The organism is Bradyrhizobium sp. 45, from assembly GCF_023073155.1.
Classification (GTDB): domain Bacteria; phylum Pseudomonadota; class Alphaproteobacteria; order Rhizobiales; family Xanthobacteraceae; genus Bradyrhizobium; species Bradyrhizobium canariense_D.
This window is the reverse complement of the sequence record NZ_JADPIX010000122.1, coordinates 1,485,025-1,505,846: the sequence shown is the minus strand read 5'-3', so window position 1 is coordinate 1,505,846 and position 20,822 is coordinate 1,485,025. Positions and strand designations below refer to the sequence as shown.

19 protein-coding genes are annotated in these 20,822 nt (G+C 64.2%); 9 read left to right on the top strand and 10 right to left on the bottom strand.

Annotated features, from left to right (window positions below):
- Positions 1 to 255 precede the first annotated feature (255 nt).
- Both IVB42_RS27600 and IVB42_RS27595 read right to left on the bottom strand, forming a co-directional pair.
- Positions 256 to 1,188 carry a LysM peptidoglycan-binding domain-containing protein gene (locus IVB42_RS27600; protein ID WP_247294832.1) on the bottom strand — a complete coding sequence of 311 codons (933 nt, stop codon included), beginning with the start codon at positions 1,186 to 1,188 and terminating at the stop codon, positions 256 to 258.
- Positions 1,189 to 1,316: 128 nt separating this feature from the next.
- Entirely contained in the window at positions 1,317 to 1,934 is a 618-nt protein-coding gene (locus IVB42_RS27595; RefSeq protein ID WP_247295147.1) for an ABATE domain-containing protein, read from the bottom strand.
- Positions 1,935 to 2,058: 124 nt separating this feature from the next.
- Between IVB42_RS27595 and IVB42_RS27590 the strand changes: the two genes are divergently transcribed.
- Positions 2,059 to 2,910, top strand: a complete 852-nt coding sequence (locus IVB42_RS27590; protein ID WP_247294835.1) for an alpha/beta hydrolase — start codon at positions 2,059 to 2,061, stop codon at positions 2,908 to 2,910.
- Positions 2,911 to 2,932: 22 nt separating this feature from the next.
- Here the strand turns inward: IVB42_RS27590 and IVB42_RS27585 are convergent, their stop codons facing one another.
- Together IVB42_RS27585 and IVB42_RS27580 are read right to left on the bottom strand one after the other, a co-directional pair.
- Positions 2,933 to 3,922: a putative zinc-binding metallopeptidase gene (locus tag IVB42_RS27585; protein WP_204512061.1), complete on the bottom strand. Its 990-nt coding sequence runs from the start codon at positions 3,920 to 3,922 to the stop codon at positions 2,933 to 2,935.
- 413 nt (positions 3,923 to 4,335) lie between these two features.
- A complete protein-coding gene (locus tag IVB42_RS27580) occupies positions 4,336 to 5,049 on the bottom strand; it encodes a hypothetical protein (RefSeq protein ID WP_247361207.1) in 714 nt (237 codons plus the stop codon).
- Between the two features lie 280 nt (positions 5,050 to 5,329).
- Between IVB42_RS27580 and IVB42_RS27575 the strand changes: the two genes are divergently transcribed.
- Positions 5,330 to 6,253: an ABC transporter ATP-binding protein gene (locus IVB42_RS27575; RefSeq protein WP_018454267.1), complete on the top strand. Its 924-nt coding sequence runs from the start codon at positions 5,330 to 5,332 to the stop codon at positions 6,251 to 6,253.
- Entirely contained in the window at positions 6,250 to 7,011 is a 762-nt protein-coding gene (locus IVB42_RS27570; RefSeq protein WP_018454266.1) for an ABC transporter permease, read from the top strand. Before IVB42_RS27575 ends, IVB42_RS27570 begins: the two co-directional genes overlap by 4 nt.
- A gap of 48 nt (positions 7,012 to 7,059) precedes the next feature.
- On the opposite strand, the gene IVB42_RS27565 is transcribed toward IVB42_RS27570, so the two are convergent.
- Positions 7,060 to 7,383 (bottom strand): hypothetical protein, encoded by a 324-nt coding sequence (locus IVB42_RS27565; RefSeq protein ID WP_247397495.1) that lies wholly within the window; start codon positions 7,381 to 7,383, stop codon positions 7,060 to 7,062.
- A 305-nt stretch (positions 7,384 to 7,688) separates the two neighbouring features.
- On the opposite strand from IVB42_RS27565, the gene IVB42_RS27560 reads away from it, so the two are divergent.
- From IVB42_RS27560 to IVB42_RS27550, 3 genes are read left to right on the top strand one after another with little or no spacing between them, the layout of a single operon-like run.
- Entirely contained in the window at positions 7,689 to 8,495 is an 807-nt protein-coding gene (locus IVB42_RS27560) for a L,D-transpeptidase (RefSeq protein ID WP_085349071.1), read from the top strand.
- Positions 8,496 to 8,555: 60 nt separating this feature from the next.
- Positions 8,556 to 8,975: an acyl carrier protein gene (locus IVB42_RS27555; protein WP_231190427.1), complete on the top strand. Its 420-nt coding sequence runs from the start codon at positions 8,556 to 8,558 to the stop codon at positions 8,973 to 8,975.
- A gap of 24 nt (positions 8,976 to 8,999) precedes the next feature.
- A complete protein-coding gene (locus IVB42_RS27550) occupies positions 9,000 to 10,700 on the top strand; it encodes a fatty acyl-AMP ligase (protein ID WP_247337760.1) in 1,701 nt (566 codons plus the stop codon).
- A gap of 6 nt (positions 10,701 to 10,706) precedes the next feature.
- Here the strand turns inward: IVB42_RS27550 and IVB42_RS27545 are convergent, their stop codons facing one another.
- The 3 genes from IVB42_RS27545 to IVB42_RS27535 are packed head-to-tail and all read right to left on the bottom strand — an operon-like array spanning position 10,707 to position 14,082.
- Positions 10,707 to 11,669 (bottom strand): hypothetical protein, encoded by a 963-nt coding sequence (locus IVB42_RS27545; RefSeq protein WP_018454260.1) that lies wholly within the window; start codon positions 11,667 to 11,669, stop codon positions 10,707 to 10,709.
- Positions 11,670 to 11,694: 25 nt separating this feature from the next.
- On the bottom strand, positions 11,695 to 13,077 hold the full coding sequence (locus tag IVB42_RS27540) for an MBOAT family O-acyltransferase (RefSeq protein WP_247294845.1): 1,383 nt from the start codon (positions 13,075 to 13,077) through the stop codon (positions 11,695 to 11,697).
- A gap of 45 nt (positions 13,078 to 13,122) precedes the next feature.
- On the bottom strand, positions 13,123 to 14,082 hold the full coding sequence (locus IVB42_RS27535; protein WP_247294847.1) for a fatty acid desaturase: 960 nt from the start codon (positions 14,080 to 14,082) through the stop codon (positions 13,123 to 13,125).
- A 220-nt stretch (positions 14,083 to 14,302) separates the two neighbouring features.
- On the opposite strand from IVB42_RS27535, the gene IVB42_RS27530 reads away from it, so the two are divergent.
- On the top strand, positions 14,303 to 15,250 hold the full coding sequence (locus IVB42_RS27530) for a glycerophosphodiester phosphodiesterase (protein WP_247294849.1): 948 nt from the start codon (positions 14,303 to 14,305) through the stop codon (positions 15,248 to 15,250).
- Positions 15,251 to 15,259: 9 nt separating this feature from the next.
- On the opposite strand, the gene IVB42_RS27525 is transcribed toward IVB42_RS27530, so the two are convergent.
- Positions 15,260 to 17,539 (bottom strand): fused MFS/spermidine synthase, encoded by a 2,280-nt coding sequence (locus tag IVB42_RS27525; protein WP_018454256.1) that lies wholly within the window; start codon positions 17,537 to 17,539, stop codon positions 15,260 to 15,262.
- A 168-nt stretch (positions 17,540 to 17,707) separates the two neighbouring features.
- On the opposite strand from IVB42_RS27525, the gene IVB42_RS27520 reads away from it, so the two are divergent.
- A complete protein-coding gene (locus IVB42_RS27520) occupies positions 17,708 to 19,318 on the top strand; it encodes an NAD(P)/FAD-dependent oxidoreductase (RefSeq protein ID WP_085385411.1) in 1,611 nt (536 codons plus the stop codon).
- 275 nt (positions 19,319 to 19,593) lie between these two features.
- On the opposite strand, the gene IVB42_RS27515 is transcribed toward IVB42_RS27520, so the two are convergent.
- Positions 19,594 to 19,758 carry a Flp family type IVb pilin gene (locus IVB42_RS27515; RefSeq protein WP_018454254.1) on the bottom strand — a complete coding sequence of 55 codons (165 nt, stop codon included), beginning with the start codon at positions 19,756 to 19,758 and terminating at the stop codon, positions 19,594 to 19,596.
- Between the two features lie 153 nt (positions 19,759 to 19,911).
- Here IVB42_RS27515 and IVB42_RS27510 point away from each other — a divergent pair, with 153 nt between their 5' ends.
- Positions 19,912 to 20,799 carry a 50S ribosomal protein L11 methyltransferase gene (locus IVB42_RS27510; RefSeq protein ID WP_018454253.1) on the top strand — a complete coding sequence of 296 codons (888 nt, stop codon included), beginning with the start codon at positions 19,912 to 19,914 and terminating at the stop codon, positions 20,797 to 20,799.
- Positions 20,800 to 20,822 lie beyond the last annotated feature (23 nt).

Genomic DNA, 20,822 nt, shown 5'->3' with positions numbered 1-20,822 from the left:
CGACGGAAGGACGCCTGGTCATGCACGGCTTCGAAAATGGCCGACCCGCTGCCAAATATGCGGCTGACAGGGCCTTGTTTATGATGCTTCTCGCCGCGCCCTATCGCCCGGCGGGCCGGGCTTCCGCCACGGCTCGCTCCTCCTTGGCGACACCCGCATCAAGATGGCTGCCGCGGCACAAGATGCGTGAATGACAGGTGCCGCGAGGGATGGTGCCTGCATCAGCCCATCCCGACCATCTCCGTTGCTGACTGCTTACCGCCGTCCCGGCGGCGGGTTCGCCATAGCGGCTGTCGGCTCCGGCGGCGTCAGGTGGCGTGGAACGATGATGGACTGGCCGGGGGTGAGCGTCGCGTTCTCCGGCAGCGAGTTGCTCTGCGCCAGCGACCACAGCGGCACGCGATTGGCTGCCGCGATGCTCTCCATGGTGTCGCCGCGGCGCACCGGTAGCCGCACGCCACTGTCCCACAATTCGACGAGCGTATTCGCCGGCACGAGATAACGCAGCGGCACGGCATCCACCTGCGTCTGGGGCGGAATGCGCGGCAACTGCGTGACCATGTCGACGATCTGACGGTGGATGTCGTCGGACTTCTCGATGTTGATGTGGCTGACCCGCGCGTTCTCCTTCAGGTCATAGCTCGCATAGTGACCGCGATAGCCCGGCACCGCGACCACGTTGCCGCCGCCAAGCACGCTGTCGGAGAGATAGATGTTGATGAAGCGCTCGACATTGAGCGGCACGTCGCCGGTCGCATGCGCGGGATCGATGGTGATGACGAGGCTGATCGGGATGTTCTCCTTGGCCGCCATCTCGGAGATGACGATCGAGCAAAGCCCGCCCATCGAATGCCCCATCAGCACGATCGGCGCCGGCGCTTCCTTGTAGCTGGAGATCGCACGATCGCCGATCCATCGGCAGATGGTGAATTCATAGACGTTGGCCGAAAAGCCGGCCTGCGTCAGCTTCTCTTCGAGCCGGTCCATGCCGGTGGAGAAGAACGGCCCCATGGCGCCACGGAACAGGTAGATCTTCGGCGGCGGCAATGGCTCGAACGGTGGGGGCGGCGGCGCGGCGGGTGCGGCCGCGGCGGGCTTCGTCTTGGCAGGTGAGGCAGCGGTCGTCCCGGTGCTCAAGGCGAGCAGCGCAACGGCTGCCAGCGCGAGAAGTCGCCTCAAATCGATCATCAGTCCAGCAGTCCCACTCCGGGAGGCTGCAGCCTCCCCCAAAGGCGCTTAGTGACGGTCGATTGGGCGGAATTTGGGGCACGGAACCGGGGCTCGATCCGCGCTCATTCCAGCATCTCGCCCCCCAATCACTGCATGCTCTTGAGCCTGCTGCGGTGTGCGGCCTGTTTCGCGCGGTTGCCGCAGACCGCCATGATGCACCATCGTCGCGCGCGTCTGCGCGTGTGGTCAGCGAACAGCATGGTGCAGTTGTGCCCCTCGCACGCCTTGACGTTCGAAAAATCCTCGTCGCAAACGAACTTCGCCATGGCCTCGCCAACCGGCAGCAATAGCGCCTCCGGCGATCGCCAGCGCCGCCTCATTCGCAATGCCAGAGCGCCGCCATCGGCATGGCCCGGCTCGATCCGGCTGAACGCTTCGTCGCGCTCCAGCAGGCTGTTCAACGGATCGAGTTCGCGCAATGCATCCGTCGTGAGCGGTCGGCCTGCATGCTTGCGCACGAAGCCCCTGAACCATTCGCGCAAGGCGCGCGCCTGATCCGCAACCTTGTCCAGCTCGTCCGGCGTGGCGCGCGCCGTCAGCGCGTGCAGATCATCCGCGGGCACCAGCTTCGCCTGCGCCAGCCAGTCGATCAGGCCATGACCATCATCGATCCAGTCGACCGGCGTATCGAGCGGCGTCGCCACCGAGTTGAGGAAGTCGAGGCCGAGAGAGTCGGCGATGAACATGGCGGGCGGGCGGTCCATGAGCGGTCCTTGGCCGGTCGGGAGCATGGACTCAGATAACCTGATAGAACGGCGTTGACAAGTTACGGTAAGGAGACGTAACCTCTTAGTAGGCAATTTAGTGGTTACTAAGATGGAGAATGTCATGGCCGCAATCGCGTACCGCACCGCGGATGTCGAGGGCTTCAAGGTGTTCTATCGCGAGGCCGGTCGTGTCGGAGCGCCAAAACTCCTGCTGCTGCACGGCTTCCCCAGCGCAGGCCACATGTTTCGTGACCTCATTCCGCTGCTGGCGGACAGGTTTCATATCGTGGCGCCCGACCTTCCCGGCTTCGGCCAATCCGACATGCCTTCGCGCGAAAGCTTCCGTTACACGTTCGACAATTTCGCGCGCGTGATCGAACGCTTCACCGAAATGATCGGCTTCGACCGTTTCGCGGTCTACGTTTTCGATTACGGCGCGCCGACTGGTTTCCGGCTTGCGCTCAGTCACCCCGAGCGGATCACGGCAATCATCTCACAGAACGGCAACGCCTACGAGGAAGGGCTCAGCGACGACTGGACTCCGCTCAAGACCTATTGGCAGGATCCGTCGCCGGCCAATCGCGACGCGCTACGCGCGCTCCTCACGCCGGAAGCGACGCGCTGGCAGTACACGCATGGCGTCCCCGATCCGATGACCGTGTCACCGGACGGCCAGAACCTCGACAATTTCTACCTTGCGCGCCCGGGCTCGGACGACGTGCAGCTCGACCTGTTCGGCGACTACAAGAGCAACGTCGCGCTCTATCCGGCCTTCCAGGACTATTTCTGCAAGCACACGCCGCCGTTCCTCGCGGTCTGGGGCAAGAACGACCCATTCTTTATTCCGCCCGGCGCCGAAGCGTTCAAGCGCGATAATCCGAACGCCGTGGTGCAGTTCTTTGACACCGGTCATTTCGCGCTGGAGACGCACGCGAAGGAAATCGCGGACAGCATTCGTACCTTCCTGACGTAACGGGGGCTGTCCTCCGCGAAAGTTACGCCGCCAGGCTCTGCTGAGCGCGGAATGCGCTGATCGCCATATGGACGAGATGCAGCTTGCCTTTGACCGCCGGCGATATGTCGAAGGGATATGCATCGCTCATCCCGAGCGAGCGGTTGAGTTCGTTGATGCTGCGAGCAAGCGGCATCCACAGTGCCAGGAGTGCCTCGAAGTCGCTCTCGAGATAGGGATCCGTCAGGGTCTGCCGGGCGCGCTCGTCCAGCGCCAACGGCAAACCTGCGAGCGAGTCGAGCGTCGACACGATATGCAGGAAATGCGCGAACGTTTCCGCCCAATCCTCCCAGGGGTGGGACGTGGCGTACTCGCTGATGAAGCCGCTTCGGTCGTATGAACGATCGGCGCGGCTGTAATAGGAGTTGATCGCGGCCTGATAGTCCTGCGCCTGGTCACCGAAGATCAGCTTGAACGGGGCCTGGAATGTCGTGCCGTCGACGAGCAGGTCCCAATAGAAGTGACCGATCTCGTGCCGGAAATGCCCGAGCAGCGTGCGGTACGGCTCCCGGAACGCCACGCGGCGAGATTCTCGTTCGACATCGTCGGCCTCCGCAAGGTTGAGCGTGATCAGGCCCGAGAGATGCCCCGTCACGATCGGACCGACCTCGTCCGAAAGAATGTCGAAAGCCAATTCTGCGCCGTTGCGCGATGCGAGCGGAAGCTTGAGGCGACTGAGATCATAGAGAAGACGGCGCTTGGCTTCCTCCATAAGGCGCCAGAGCATGATGTTTCTGGTGCTGCCGAGGTTTGGAATTGTGCGCGTGAGGCGGCACGAGCCGCAATACCAGTCCGCGCCCTCGACACACCAGTTGCAGCCGATGATCTCGCGGTTACGGCAAGATTGATGGGATGCAAGCCTAGTCATCTCGATGCGCGAGGAGTCGAACGCCAGCTCAGTGCTGCAATTCGCGCACGCGATGTGCTCGAACGAGACAGGATGGCGGCATGACGGGCACTGAAAGATCTTCACGTGGACTGGCCCCAGACAGACGGCACACCGGAAGGCCGGCCTGTCAATTCGAGGAACTCTTGCACTTCGAGGAACTCTTGCGACCGTCGCTGTTGCCGGCGAGCAACGCACGCTGCGTCCGCAGCGCGTGCTGTCTTAACAAGCCGGCTCGCGTCGCGCTCAACTGGCTCGATTGAGGCTGCGGCTTTTTCTCAAGGACATTTTCGGAAACAGGCCGACCGGCCCACGTCCGCTCGGGCTGAACCGCCATGGGGCCGACGTTTCGTCCGCTTGTCATGCTGTAACAACACCAGATCGTACGCCGAGTTCCCTTCCTCGACCGGCGGGTGATCGAGCTTGGCTTGTGCAGATACGACAATGCCGCCGTCGGCGTGACGGCGGCATTGTCAATTCACCTGCTTGCGGCGAACGGCTTAATTCCGGGGAGCCGTTGCCGCCGCCGAGCGCGCCGACCTGGGCGCGCCGGGTTCGGCAACCGGAGCCGGTGCGCGCGATCGCATGATTGCGGCGTCGATCTCGGCAATCACGCGGCGCTGGATCGCTTCGTTCTTGTCGATCGAGATGTGGCCGACGCCGGAGCCGCGGACGTCGACATTGTCGAGCTTGCCGCGAAAACCGTCCGCGCGCTTCACCGGCTCGCCGGGGCCGTCGCCGATATAGATGTTGATGTAGCGCTCCGCGCCGGTCGACAGCTTGGTCTTGAACACGGAGTCGAGCCCGATCGCGAGTTTCACGGGCACGCCGAGACGGTTGAGCTTGGCGATCATGTCTGGCAGCGCAGTCGCGCCGGAGGAGTGCCCGACCAGTACGATGGTCTTGAGCCGGCCGGCCTTGTAGGCGGTCGCGGCCTCATCCGCGAGCGAGGACCAGGACACGAAATTCGCCACGGTCACCGGGATGCCCTGCGCCTGGAGCCGGGCGCCGATCGTGTCGAGCCCGAGCGAGAAGATGTTGAGCACGCCGCGGAGCAGGTAGACATGCGTGGTCGCGACGGCAGCCTGGCTTGGCGCCGCCGTGGCGGTGGTCGGGCTGATGGCAACAGCTGACAGCAGGAGCAGGCCCATCGCCCAGGCACGGAGGGCGGACAACTGGCTGACGCCAGCGGTGTGACGGCCGTTCGGTCTCATCGATCTTTTCCCTGGGAATATGCTTCGGCCGGAATCGTAGCCATGGCCTGCTCGCAGACGCAACAAAGAGCCGCGTGAACGACGATCTTAGCATCAAGCCGTGACCATCGCGCAACACTTGCCCGAAACCTGCCACGGAAGGAGCTGTTTCGAGGCCATTTTTCTCCCGCTAATTGCAGCCGCGCAAGGGCCTTCCTATGTCAGGGCTCCGCTGACCCGCCCCTCCCGGTAGGTTCCAGCCTCCCCTCCCCAGCCTTAGCCCCTCAGACTTGCGGCCATCATGTCCTCCATCATTTCCGTCGCCAATTTGTCGAAGACCTATGGGTCCGGCTTCAAGGCGCTCAAGAACGTCAATCTTGACATCACGCGCGGCGAAATCTTCGCCTTGCTCGGCCCCAACGGCGCCGGCAAGACCACGCTGATCTCGATCATCTGCGGCATTGCCAATCCGAGCGAAGGCAAGGTCCTCGTCGGCGGCGAGAACATCCAGACCTCCTATCGCAAGGCGCGCTCGCTGATCGGGCTGGTGCCGCAGGAATTGCACACCGATGCCTTCGAGAGCGTGTGGGCGACCGTGAGCTTCTCCCGCGGGCTGTTCGGCAAGCCGAAGAACCCCGATCATATCGAGAAGGTGCTGAAAGACCTCTCGCTGTGGGACAAGAAGGACAGCAAGATCATCACGCTCTCCGGCGGCATGAAGCGTCGCGTGATGATCGCCAAAGCGCTGTCGCACGAGCCGCAGATCCTGTTCCTGGACGAGCCGACCGCCGGGGTCGACGTCGAACTGCGCAAGGGCATGTGGGAGGTGGTGCGCACGCTCCAGCAATCCGGCGTCACCATCATCCTGACCACGCATTACATCGAGGAAGCCGAGGAGATGGCCGACCGCATCGGCGTCATCAACAAGGGCGAGATCGTGCTGATCGAGGACAAGGCCACCTTGATGCAGAAGCTCGGCAAGAAGCGGCTGACGCTGCATCTGCAAGGCAAGCTCGATGCGCTGCCGGAGAGCCTCAGGCATTACGAGCTCGACCTCTGCGACGGCGGCGCGACGCTGGTCTACGACTACGACACCAAGGGCGAGCGCACCGGCATCACCAGCCTGCTCGGCGATCTCCGTACAGCCGGCATCCGCTTCAACGATCTCGACACGACGCAATCGTCGCTCGAGGACATCTTCGTCGATCTCGTGAGGGCGTCATGAACTACCGCGCTGTCCGCGCCATCTACCTGTTCGAAATGGCGCGCACCTGGCGCACGCTGCTGCAAAGCATCGTCTCGCCGGTGGTCTCGACCTCGCTGTATTTCGTGGTGTTCGGCGCCGCGATCGGCTCGCGCATCAGCCAGGTCGAGGGCGTCAGCTACGGCACCTTCATCGTGCCGGGCCTGATCATGCTCTCGGTGCTGACGCAGAGCATCGCCAACGCCTCGTTCGGCATCTACTTCCCGAAATTCACCGGCACGATCTACGAGATCCTGTCGGCGCCGATCTCCTATTTCGAGATCGTGCTCGGCTATGTCGGCGCGGCCGCGACCAAATCGATCATCCTCGGCCTGATCATCCTCGCCACGGCTGGCCTGTTCGTGCCGCTGCACATCCATCATCCGGTCTGGATGCTGGCCTTCCTTGTGCTGACGGCGGTGACGTTCAGCCTGTTCGGCTTCATCATCGGCATCTGGGCCGACGGATTCGAAAAGCTGCAGATGATCCCGATGCTGGTGGTGACGCCGTTGACCTTCCTCGGCGGCAGCTTCTATTCCATCGACATGCTGCCGCCCGCCTGGCGCACGGTGGCGCTGCTCAATCCGGTCGTCTATCTGATCTCCGGCTTCCGCTGGAGCTTCTACGAGATCGCGGACGTCAGCATGGCCGTCAGCATCGGCATGACAACGGCGTTCCTGGTGATCTGCCTGGTCGTGATCTGGTGGATTTTCCGCACGGGATATCGGTTGAAGAACTGATCCGGCCGTCATTCCGGGGGGCACGCGCGCGCCCCGGAATCGCAAGCTCTACCGATAGCAGTGGAAGCGGTTGTATCCGTCGTAATAGCCGCGACACCGACGGTGGCCGCGATGGGGAATGCCGAACACCCCCTCGACCGCGCCGACGGCACTGCCGACACCGGCGCCGACCGCGCCCCCAACCACGCCGCCGACGGGGCCGGCGATCCGGTTGCCTTCGTAAGAACCTTCCTGGGCGCCCCGAACGATGCCTTGGGCATGGCCAGGCTGGGGGACGCAGGACAGCGCGGCCAGAACGGCGGCGCCAGCGAAGAGCACACGGAAAGGCAGACCAGCCGGCCGAGAAGCGGCGGCGACGCAGACTTTGTTCATCTTCATTCCCAAAGGTAAAACCGGCCGCGGAAGCGGCCGGTCGAGGCAGCGATCGTCAACGCCGATGCGGCCAAATGGTTGCGCCCCGGATGGTTGCACCATTGTGATGAATTGTCGGCGTTGTGAACGCATCTCCCGCTCGCGAAAATGTCAGCGCTGCCGCTCGCTTTGCGGCACAAAGCGGCCTTGCTTACGCCGGGCGTCCCGTTAACGATGGCAATAAGGTTTGCTTTGCAGGCCGCTGGAACGAAAGCGCGATTGCAGGCATAATGCACGCCGGGGGACGGAGAGCCGCGGCGCCTAGTATGAACAGGCCGGAGGCCACGAGTCAGATGCGTTCGTTTTTTATTGCTTTCACCTCCCTGATGCTTTTGAGCGCGGGCGCCGCGCAGGCCAAGGTCGACATCACCGTCGACAAGGACAATCAGCAGATGACCGTCGCCGTCGACGGCGTCGCGCGCTACCACTGGCCGGTGTCGACAGGCATCCCCTCGCGGGAGACGCCGAACGGCGCGTTCCGCGCCTTCCGCATGGAAGAGGATCACTATTCCAAGGAATTCGACGACGCGCCGATGCCGCACGCGATCTTCTTCACCAAGGTCGGGCACGCCATCCACGGCACCGACTCGGTCGGCCGGCTCGGCACGCCCGCCTCGCATGGCTGCGTGCGGCTGTCGCGCCAGAATGCCACCACGCTCTACGCGCTGGTGCAGCAGCAGGGCGTGCTCAACACCACGGTAACGCTGACCGGCTCGGCGCAGGTGGCGCTCGCCCGCAATCCGCGTGGCCGCAATCCCACGGCAGTGGCCCGCGCGCCGCAGCCCGCCGAAGAGCAGTACGCCACATCAGGCGATCCCGTGAACCTGACGCCTCAGGCCGCACCTGCCCGCCGCTACATGCCGCAAGACGACAACTACATCTATCCGGCCGACGGCAGCGACACCGGCGCGCGCTACCCCGCGCCGCGCGGCAGCCGCCCGCTCTATGACGCACAGGTCTATCAGCCGCAGCCGCAGCAATACTACAATCAGGGCTACGGCCAGCAGGGCACCTACTATCAGCCGCAGCCCCGGCAGGTTTACCAACCGCGTGGCTATTACTACCAGAACTGACCTATCTGGACGCGGCGTTGCCGCGCCAGCGAATCAGAAAGCCGCTGCCGCGACGGGCGCTTGCCGCAATCGACCGCAGGAAATAACGCCAGCCTTGTGCACGGATTGGGCACCGGCCGACGCAAGGAAGCAACAGTCCACAACCTTCAACGCAGCGGCGTTCCGACCAAATTGACAACCAGGGGGTCGCCCCTATTGTCGTTCCCATTGTTTCTGGGACATGACATGACACGCGAGCAGATTTCGGATTTCTGCGTTACCGCCCTGGCAAATATCCTGCGAATTTCGAGCGACCGCGTCGATATCGGCACGAAATTCAGCCGCCTCGGCCTCGATTCGGCGATGCTGGTCTACCTGATGATGGAACTCGAGGAGAAGCTCGACCTCGAGCTGTCGACGGACGACTTCTACGACCATCCGACCGTTGAGGCGTTGTCGCGGTTTCTCGCCGACAAGCGCGCAATCCGCCCCGCCGCCTGAGGGCGGTTGAAGTCGGCGCAACCCATGGAAACCTTCCGCTCGCTCGTGGCATTGCTGGCCCGGCGTGCGGCGGAGCAGGCCGACGACCGCGCCTATGTCTTCGTCTCCGATCGCGGGACGGAGGACGCTGTCCTCAGCTTTCGACAGCTGCACGATGCCGCGGGCGCGCTCGCGTCGCGACTGACCGTGGCCGCGCGTCCCGGCGATCGCGCCATCCTGGTGTTTCCGCCCGGCATCGAATTCATGGTGGCGTTCTTCGGCTGTCTGATGGCCGGCATCATCGCCGTGCCGATGATGATGCCGCGGCGAAACGGAGCGCGCGATGCCAGCGCCGCGATCCTCGCCAATTGCACGCCGGCGGTGGCGCTGACCAATTCGGCCGTCGCGCTCCGCGGTGATTTGCGGGCACGCTTCGCGCATGAGCACATTCGCTGGATCGAGGTCGATCTCGCCGCGGCCGAAGGTGAGACAATCGAACTACCCGAGCCGGCGCCGGACGACATCGCCTTCCTGCAATACACCTCCGGCTCGACGTCCGCGCCCAAAGGCGTAATGGTGAGCCACGCCAATCTGCTCGCCAATCTCGAGATGATCCGGCTCGCGCTCGGCAACAGCCGGCAATCGACTTACGTCAATTGGGTGCCGCTCTATCACGACATGGGGCTGATCCTGAACGCGCTGCAAGCGCTCTATGTCGGCGCGACCTGCGTACTGATGGCGCCGAACGCGTTCATGCAGCGGCCGCTCGGCTGGCTGCGCGCGATCGCGCGTTATCGCGCGGAAGTGGCATGCAGCCCGAACTTCGGCTTCGATTTCTGCGTCAGCCGCTATCGCGCCGACCAGATGGAAGGCATCGAGCTGTCCTCGCTCAGGATCGCACTGAACGGCGCAGAACCGGTGCATGCGGAAACCATCGAGCGGTTCATCCAGACATTTGCGCCCCACGGCTTCGATCCGCGCGCAATGTATCCCGCCTACGGAATGGCGGAAGCGACGCTCCTGATTTCCGGCGGACGCCGTGGCGGCGGTCATGTCACACGCAGCGTGAGCCGCACGGCGCTGCAGGCGCATGCGGCGCAGGCGCCTTCCGACGCCGAAGATACACAGGTCGCCGTCGGCTGCGGGCGCCCGCTCACCGGCGAACGGATCGCCATCGTGGACGCGGACAACCGCACGCGGCTGCCCGCGGACCGCGTCGGTGAGATATGGGTGAGTGGGGCCAATATTGCCCGCGCCTATTGGCGCAACGACGAGGCGACGCGCGAGGGGCTCAATGCGCAGATTGCCGGCGAAGACGGAGCGTGGCTGCGCACCGGCGACCTCGGCTTCATCGACGTCACAGGCGAATTGTTCGTCACGGGACGGATCAAGGACCTCATCATCATCCGTGGCATCAACCATTATCCGCAGGACGTGGAGCGCACGGTGCAATCGCTCAATGGAGCTTTGCGCGAAAACTGCGGCGCGGCGTTCTCGGTGCCGGACGAGACCGGCGAAGAAATGCTCGTCATCGTCCAGGAAATCGAGCGCACCGCGCGCCACTCGATCGACACCGAAGCGATCAAGGGCCGAATTCGCGAGGCCGTCGCCGACAACCACGAACTCTCCGCGCGTCACATCGCGCTGATCCGGCCCGGCACGCTGCCGAAGACCACCAGCGGCAAGATCCAGCGCAAGCTGGCACGCAAGCTCTGGCTCGATGGCGGGTTCGAACAGCTCGGCTGAGACGATTCAGAAATCGATCTTCGCGCTCTCCCCATCGCGCAGGCTCGCATCGATCCCCTGCTCGATCTTGCGCGCGAGAATTGGGCGATAATGGATGAAGTCGGCAAAATTGGCGCGGTCGCGCGTGAGATCGTTGTCGACGCGATAGCTGATGAAATTGCTGCGCGGTCGGCCCGCGACCACTTTCTTCAGCGCGGCATCGCAGGCGCTGCGCTCCAAGGCGGCTTCCGTACCGGGCTTCGGCACGGTGGTCGCCAAGGTCGGCGGCACGATGATGACGACGGGCACATCGGCCGGCAATGCCCTGACGATATCTGCCAGCGCAGCGATCTCGGGAAATGTCGCCCGCATCTCGGCAGACGAGGCCGGCGCCGGATCCCTGGGCCAGCCGACTTCTTTGAATTGGCCCGGCGGCCAGATGTCCTCGTAGCTGACAAAGCCGTCGGGGTTCATCCTTGGTCGCCGGCCAAGGCCGATGCTGATGCGTTGAAAGGCGTGCTCGATGGCCTGCCAGGAGATCAGGCGTGCAGCGTAAGTGACGACGGTTCTGTCATAGAGCCAGTCGGGGAATGGGACGCCGCCCTCCTCCTTCGCCCGTGCATGCGTGCACCAGCCAGGGTCAGTCACGATCACCAGTGCGCCGACCTCCCGGTGATTCCGCAGGAAGAAGTCCAGCACCGCGAGTTCCTGGCGGGGGAACGCACCGGTCATGTAGAGCTGCACGAATCGCAGGCCGGTTGCGCGCGACAATTCCGCCGGCTCGATCATCTGCGCCGTCGAATTACCCAGGATCGCGGCATTGAAATCCGGATCCCGCGCGCGGCTCGCGGCCGTGATTTTGGTCAGACGATTATCGACGCCGTCGATGCCAAGCAGGCCGAGCTTGCCGCTGTCATAGGGATCGACCGCCACCATCAGTGCGAGCACCAGCAGCGCAGCCCCGATCAGCGTGCCCAGACACGCCAGCAAGCTCCGGCCCCAGCCGGGATCGGTCTCAGAACTTGAAGTAGACGAACTCATGGAGATCCCGACCACCCATGTGAAGCAGCAATGCGAATAGCCCAAGACCGAGCAGACCCGCGAGCCACGGATTGGGACGGCGCGTGAGCACCGCCACGATGTCCTGGCTCGCCGGCAGCAGGAAGGCGAACAGCGGCGCTGCGATTAGCGGCCACAAATGCTTTCCGCGCTCGAGCGGGAGCCGCGAAGCCAGTCCGGCGAAGACATGCCAGGCCGCCTCCACCGATCCTGCACGAAAGATCACGCCGGTCGCGAGCACGAACAGCACGGTAAGCGCCCAGCCGAGCCATGACGGGAACTCCGGGCCATAGCGACGCCACAGCGTGCAGGCGACCAGCGCAAGCCCGTGCAGCACGCCCCACAGCACGAAGGTCCAGCTCGCGCCGTGCCAGAGGCCACACAGCGCCATCGTGATCATCATCGCGCCGAAAAACTGCACCGGCAGCCAGCGCCGCGGCAGCAGGCGCAGATTGACCAGCGGATAAAACACGTAATCGCGCAGGAACAGCATCAGGGTGATGTGCCAGCGCTGCCAGAAATCCTGGATGTTGGTCGAGCGCAGCGGCGCATCGAAATTGTACGGCAGCTGCACGCCGAACAGCAGGCCGAGGCCGATCGCGACGTCGGAATAGCCGGAGAAATCGAACAGGATCTGGAAGGAGAAGCAGAAGGCGAGCCAGGCGTCACCGCCCGCGAGCGGCCCGTTCGCGGCCTGCGCGTAGATGGGATCGAGCAGATGCGCGAGGCCGTCGGCGATCACGATTTTCTCGAACAGGCCGATCGCGATGAAGCAGGTGGCGATGCAGAACTGACGCTGCCAGCCCGGAACGTAGACCTGCCTGCCGAACTGATGCATCACCTCCGACCAGCGCGCCAGGGGGCCGGCGATCGCCTGCGGGAAGAAGGCGATGTAGAGCGCATAGCGGTCGAACGCATAGAGCGGCGCCCTGCCGCGCTTCAGGTCGACCAGATACATGATGTGATGGAAGGTGAAGAAGGAGATGCCGAGCGGCAGCCCGACGTCGAGCACCGGCAGCGTCGTACCGAGCACGAGACCCAGATTAGCGAGAACGAAGTTGGCGTATTTGAACAGGGCCAGCACCGCGAGATCGAGCCCGATCACCAGCGTCAGCAGCGCCGGCCATTTCACGCGCCCATAGGCAACCGAGGCGAGCCAGTTGATCGCGATCGAGCCGATCAGGAGCAGGATGAAGGACGGGCTGCCCCAGGCATAGAAGGCGAGCGACAGCGCGACCTGCACGCCGATACGCAAGCCCGGATAGGGATCGGCCAAGCGATAGATCAGCAGCGCCGCGGGCAGGAAGACCAGGAGAAAGGGATAGTCGTTGAACAGCATCGGTTCACAGCCGCGCCATCGCCGGCGTGAGCCGGCGGATGATGCTCAGCCCGTTTCGAGGTCGGGCGCAGCGTCACCCGGCTGCCGCAGCATGCGTCGCGCAATCTTCTCCTCGCTCGGCACCTTGACGTCCCAGGCCAGTCCCAGCGCTTCCAGCGCCCGGATGAAGACAAAGCCCGGATCGAACTCGAACCAGCGCAAGCCGAAGGCCGCGGAATAGGGAAAGGCGTGGTGGTTGTTGTGCCAGCCCTCGCCCCAGGCAAGCCAGGCCACCACGCCGAGATTGCGGCTGTTGTCGTCGCGGGTGACGAACGGCTGCGCGCCAAAGCTGTGCATGACGGAGTTGATGGCCGACATGGTCTGCTCGACCACGAACATGCGCACCACGCCGCCCCAGAGCAAGCCGGTCAGTGCGCCCCACGGGCTCATGGTGGCGAGGCCGCCGATCGCGGCCGGCAGCACCAGGCCGAGACCGACCCAACTGTAATAGTAGCTGTTGACGGCAACCAGCCTGCGATCCGCCATCAGGTCCGGGACATAGTGCGCAACATTGGGATAATCGTGCGCGATCATCCAGGTCAAATGCGCGTGCAGGAAGCCGCGCAGGCGGCCGAATGCGCCCTCGCCGTGCAGCCGCGGCGAATGCAGATCGCCGTCGTGATCGGACAATTCGTGGTGCCGGCGGTGCATTGCCGCCCAGGACAGCATGGGGCCGCGGCCGGCCATCGATCCCATCACGACCAGGATCGCACTCATCGCCGTGGAGGTCGCGAAGGCGCGGTGGGTGAAGAGCCGGTGATAGCCGACGGTAAGGCCGAGGCCGGTGACCAGCCAGAAGCCGACGGACAGGCCAAGCTCCATCGCGCCGATCGGGCGGTAGAACAGAAGGACCAGCGCCAGCAGCGTGCCGACGAAGGGCAAAACGTCGAAGATCATGAAATGCCGGCGCTGCATCCGGCGAAAATGCCGGCTGCGGATAATTCGATGATCGCGTTGCTGCTGCACGGGCGGGATTCCAGGGCACCGACTATGAGTACATACCCCCGCGGCGGGCGCAACCCAAGCCACCGCCCAAGGTTTCAACAGCCAGGAAAGCCTATACAATAGGACGGACGCGCCAAACGCGTTGAAATATCGCCCCTTTCCCCTTGCCCCATGAGCCACCATGCCGTCACGTGCTGCGACGATCTTGACCGTACTGTCACTTCTCATTGCGGGACCGGCCATGGGATTCGATTCGGCATTTGATTCGGCTTTCGACCTCGAGGCCCATCGCGGCGGGCGGGCACTGCTGCCGGAAAACACGCTTCCGGCCTTCGCCAACGCGCTGTCGATCGGCGTGGACACGCTGGAGCTCGATGTCGGCATCACCGCCGACGGCGAAGTCGTCGTCTCGCATGAGCGCGGGCTCAATCCTGATATCACGCGGGATGCGAGCGGCGCCTACGTCACGCCTCCCGGCACGCCCTTCGTGAAACTGCGGCTCGCCGACGTCAGGACCTATGACGTCGGCCAGATCCGGCCAGACAGCCCTTACGCGAAGCAATTCCCCGACCAGCGCGCCATGCCCGGGACCCGTATTCCGACCTTGAGCGAGCTGTTCGCGCTGGTGCGCAAATCCGGCAATACGCGCGTGCGCTTCAACATCGAGACCAAGATCGATCCGAACCATCCGGACGAGACGCTCGATCCGCAATCTTTCGTCACCAAACTGCTCGGCGTGATCGAAGCCGAGAAATTCTCCGACCGCGTCATGATCCAGTCGTTCGACTGGCGGACCCTGCTGCTCGTCCAGCAGCGGGCACCAAAGATGCCGACGGTGTACCTGACGCTCCAGCGCGGCTCGGGCCAGACGGTGGCGCTGGACAAGGCGACCAATTGGACGGCGGGCTTCAGCCCGGCCGATCACGGCGGGTCGCTGCCGCGGACCATCAAGGCGGCGGGCGGCGCGGTCTGGTCACCCTATTTCGGCGATGTGACCGCGGCACTGATCGCCGAGGCCCATGCGCTCGGGCTGCATGTCGTGGTCTGGACGGTCAACAAACCCGAAGACATGGCGCGCATGATCGAGATCGGCGTCGACGGGATCATCTCCGACAGGCCCGATTTGTTGCGGCAGGTCGCTGGCGAGAAGGCAATCGCGTTGCCCGCGGGGACGCCGGTGGAGCCGTAGAAGCGGGCCCTACTCCCCGTCCCGCAAGCGCCGGTACAGCGCGCCCAAAATGTTGGAGTAATCGTCGGTCCAGACCCGCACCCGGTCGTCGGCTTCGGTCTGCTCCCATGTTTTCGACGATGCGAGCCTGCCGACGTCGGCATCCTCGCGGGCGGAGATGACGACGTCGGTCGAGAAGATGTAGTCACCATCGCGCCCGGAATCCTCGTTGTAGACCCAGCTCTTGAGATCGTTGGCATCGGCGATACCGACCACGACCGTCTCGAGATCGAGGTGGCGGTTGGAGACGTGCATCACCACGGCGCCGTGCGGAGCGAGCTTGTCCTTGTAGATCTTCATCGCCTCTTCGGTCGCAAGATGGATCGGGATCGCATCCGACGAATAGGCATCGACGATGATGAGATCATAGGCACCGTCCGGCTCCTTCGCGAAGGTGAGGCGGGCATCGCCGATCACCGGCTTCAGGCCCGGCATGCAGCTCGAGATGTAGCGGAAATTCTTCGGATCGCTTGCCGCGTCGACCATGGACTGATCGATCTCGAAGAATGTCCAGCTCTCGCCGGGCTCGGCGGCGCAGGCGAGCGTGCCCGATCCGACGCCGATCGCCGCGACCTTCAGCGGCGCGCCCTTGCGCTCGCGCATCGCGGTCACGGCCTGACCGATGCCGCCGTCCTTGTGATAGTAGGTGATCGGCTCCGGCCGGCCGGTGACCGGCGTGCCGTCATTGTTGAGGAAGCGCTCGGCGCCGTGAATCGTGGTGCCGTGCATCAGCACGTGGAAATAGCCGCCGGGCGTCACCACGATCTTGTGCACGCCGAAGAAGCTGCGCACCGTGGTGACGCGGCCTTCGTCCGCCGGATAAACCCGGATCAACGCCAGCGCGAGCGCGACGGTGGCGAATATCTTCCAGCGGCCGGCGTTGACCGCCAGCGCCAGCAGCGCGGCGAGCACGCCGACGCCGCCGGCCATCCAGACCCGGTGATCCTCGAACCAGGTCGATAGCCCGCCCGTCGTGGTGGACGGCACAACGAGCACGACGGCGAGCGCGGCAAGCGCCAGCCAGTACCATTTGACGATGCCCGCCAGCCGCTCGTTCGCGGGCGGCCGGCACAGCGCGGCAAGCGCAACCAGGATCGGATATTCGGCGATCCAGGAGAATGTGAACGGCGCAAGGAGCCCTGCGAACAGGCCGCCGACCATGCCGCCGAACGATAGCGCGACATAGAATCCGGTGAGATATTTGGCGGCCGGCCGGGTTCGCGCCAATTCGCCGTGGCAGGCCATCGCGATGACGAAGAAGCACAATTGATGACCGCCGAGCGTCAGCAGCAGGTTCTGTTCGCCGCCGAACGCCAGCAGGAAAACGACGCCCGCGATCGCGACCGGCTGGAGCATCAGCATCCATTTGTGCGGCAGTAACGGCCGCGACTGGAACACCACCACCCAGGTCAGGAGATACAGCGACAGCGGCAGCACCCACAGCAGCGGCGCTGCCGCAACATCGGTCGAGATGTGCGCGGTGACGGCGATGAGCAGGCCGGACGGCACTCCGGCGAGGAATATCCAGCGCAGCCGCGTCATGAGACCGGGCGCCGGCGCATTCAAATCCTCGGTTCGCGCATCGACCATGGCCAGTTTCGGCGAGCGCAACAGCAGCACGCCGCAGGCGGCGATCAGGACGATCAGAATGCCGTAACCGCCGGTCCAGAGCCGGTTCTGCGTGTGCAGCGTGAACATCGGCTCCAGCAGGAACGGATAGGACAGCAGGGCGAGGAAGCTGCCGATGTTGGAGGACGCATAGAGGAAATAGGGATCGTGTCCGGCAGGATGCCCGGTGCGGACGAACCAGGCCTGCAGCAACGGATTGTTGGCGGCAAGCGCGAAGAACGGCAGCCCGATCGAGATCACGAACAGACCGAGCAGCCAGATCGCGTAGCCCGAAGCGGGCGGATCGCCATAGGCCGAGGCGATGCCGAGCGGCAACGTGACGAACGCCGTGATCAGCAGCAGGAGATGCACCACCACCGGAACGATGCGGTTCCTCACCTGCATCAACAAATGCGCATAGGCGTAGCCCGCCAGCAGCAGCGACTGGAAGAACACCATCGCCACCGACCACACCGCCGGCGAGCCGCCGAGCCGCGGCAGGACCATTTTCGTGAACAGCGGCTGCACCGAGAACAGCAACAGCGCGCTGACGAAGATCGCGGCGGTGTAGACCGTCAGCAGCAGCCGGTTGCGTGACGAGGACGGCTGCTCCGTGGCGGCGGGTTGCACGATCGAATCCATGGAAGCTCCAGCCCCGGCGGGCGCCGGGCGCGCGCAATGGAGCACAAGGCGCCTGAACGGGCAATAAAGGGTCTCGTGATGTTGCAGCGGGGAATGCTTGATATACAGATGTCCCGAGCCCGGTCGTTCAGACCATCCCGGAATGGGCGTGGAACAGCTGACCCCTTCATGATCGAAACCGACGTCATCATCATCGGCGCTGGCCATAACGGCCTCACCTGCGCGGCCTATCTCGCGATGGCCGGCTTGCGCGTGCGCGTGGTCGAGCGCCGCAAGGTGGTCGGCGGGGCCGCGGTCACGGAGGAATTTCATCCCGGCTTCCGCAATTCGGTCGCGGCCTACACCGTGAGCCTGCTCAATCCGCTGGTGATCCGTGACTTGAAGCTGGCCGAACAGGGCCTGCGCATCGTCGAACGGCGCGCGCAGAATTTTCTGCCCGCCCCCGACGGCAGCTATCTTCTCACCGGCGAGGGGCGGACGCAGGCGTCCGTCGCCCGGCTGAGCCCGCATGACGCAAATGCACTCGACGGGTTTTCGCGCGAACTGGAAGATATCGCCGACGTGCTTCGGCAATTCGTGCTGCGCGCGCCGCCAAACCTGCTCGATGGTTTCGGCACGGCCTCGATCCGCGAAGCCGTGAACGCATTCCAGAGCGCCAACATCCTGCGCGGGCTGTCGCTGGAGCAGAGCCGCAGCCTGCTCGATCTCTTCACCCGCTCGGCCGGCGAGATGCTGGACGAACGTTTCGAGCATGATCTGGTCAAGGCGCTGTTCGGCTTCGATGCCATCGTCGGCAATTATGCCAGCCCCTACGCCGCGGGCTCGGCCTATGTGATGCTGCATCACGCCTTCGGCGAGGTGAACGGCAAGAAGGGCGTCTGGGGTCACGCCATCGGCGGCATGGGTGCGATCACGCAGGCCATGGCGCGCGCCGCACGCGACCGCGGCGTTGTGATCGACACCGATGCAGGCGTGCGCGAGGTCATCGTCGAGCGCGATCGCGCGGTCGGCGTGGCGCTGGAGAACGGTACGACCATCCGCGCGAAATATGTCGCAGCCAACGTCAATCCGAAACTGCTCTACACGCGGCTGGTCGCCGCCGATGCGCTTCCCCAAGACTTCCTCGCCCGCATCCGGCACTGGAAGAACGGCTCCGGCACCTTCCGCATGAACGTGGCGCTGGACCGCCTGCCCTCCTTCACGGCGCTGCCGGGCGACGGCGATCATCTCACCTCCGGCATTATCCTGGCCCCTGATCTCGGCTACATGGACCGCGCCTTTTTCGATGCCCGCGCGCACGGCTGGAGCCGGGAGCCGGTCGTGGAAATGCTGATCCCCTCGACGCTCGACGACACGCTCGCGCCCGCAGGACACCACGTCGCAAGCCTGTTCTGCCAGCACGTCGCGCCGGAGCTTCCCGATGGGAAGTCGTGGGACGACCATCGCGACGAGGTTGCCGACCTCATGATCGCGACGGTGGACAAATACGCGCCGGGTTTTGCGACAAGCGTGCTCGGCCGCCAGATCCTGTCACCGCTCGACCTCGAACGGCAGTTCGGCCTGCTCGGCGGCGACATCTTCCACGGCGCGCTGACGCTGAACCAGCTGTTTTCGGCGCGGCCGATGCTGGGCCACGCCGATTATCGCGGGCCCGTGAAGGGCCTCTATCATTGCGGCTCCGGCGCCCACCCCGGCGGCGGCGTCACCGGCGCGCCTGGCCACAACGCCGCCCAGGCAATCCTGAGGGATCACCGGTCGTTGTTCGGAAGCCGTGGATAAGCCTGTGGATGGGCTGTGGACAGACTGTTGGCAAAGCTGTGAAAGGGCGGTGGGTTATGCCCCTTCAAAGCCTGCTACAAATCGGTGGAAAATCCGGGAATGAGCGGCGGGATAATCCGTGGACAAAGTCCGGACAAACCAGCGGGTAGCCTGTGGGCATTCTGTGAAAACCTCTCCCCAAAACGACTTCGCCCGCCAGGGGGCAATTCCCCCGGCGGGCGCGGCTCGAAAGCAGTCGTATGGAGAATTGCCCCGCCGGGAATGGGAGGCGGAAATTACTTTAAGGAGCTGCTAATCGAAGTGAACTTGTCGTTCATGGTGGTGCCCAGTCCGTTCACGACGGTGATGATCGCCAGCGCGATGCCGGCTGCGATCAGGCCGTACTCGATTGCGGTTGCACCTGAATCGTCGGTCCAGAATTTCAAAATCATGCGCTTCAAGTCTCGCCTCCTTTTCCATTTCAAGCTGTGTGGGTTGCCCAACACCCGCAAATCTACGTGGCACAACCTGCGGTCGGGTTAACCTCATAAATGCAAGTTATTAGAAAAATCGGGAACAAAAGTTCCAAAAATTGAACCGGACGGAACCCTGAGATGCAGCCTGCCCCCACCCATCGCGCCAATTTTTCGATCGGCAGCGAGATCGCCGCAAGGCGCATTGTCGACGTCCTCACCGAAATGTTCTTCGAGGATGATGCGGCGGTCGCCGCCTTCGAGCAGCCGAACGGACAGTGGGACGTCGCGCTGCATTTCGCCCACGCGCCGGACCGGGCGTGGCTGCGCGAACTCGTTGCAACATCAGCAGGAAATGAGATCGCGGACACGCTGGCCTTCGACACCGTCGAAGCCAGGGACTGGGTCAAGTCGAGCCTGGAAGATCTCGTCCCGGTGCCGGCCGGGCGCTTCGTCGTCCACGGCAGCCATGACCGCGACCGCGTGGCCCCGAACAAGCTCGCCATCGAGATCGAGGCGGCTCTCGCCTTCGGCACTGGCCATCACGGCACCACACGCGGCTGTTTACTCCTGCTTGACCATGTCCTGAAACGCACCCGGCCGGACCGCGTGCTCGACCTCGGTACCGGGACCGGCGTGCTCGGGATAGCGGCGGCGAAAGCGCTGCATCGCGCGGTGCTGGCCTCCGACATCGACCCGGCCTCGGTCAAGGTGGCAGCCGAGAACGCCGTGTTGAACGAGGTCGGTCACCATGTGCGAGTGATCCGCGCCATCGGCTTCGCGGCGGCTGATTTCGGCAGACGCGGCCCGTTCGACCTGGTGCTGGCCAACATCCTTGCCAATCCGTTACGGCAATTGGCGGGCCCGATGACGCGCCACCTCGCCCCTGGCGGGCGCGTCATCCTCTCCGGCCTTTTGACGCCCCAGGTCCCCGCCGTGATCGCCGCCTACCGCGCGCGCGGCCTCGTGCCTCTGAAGCACATGCGAATCCAGGGATGGAGCAGCCTGTTGCTGCGGAAGATGGGGTGAGTACGGCTGCTGCCGTAGATGCC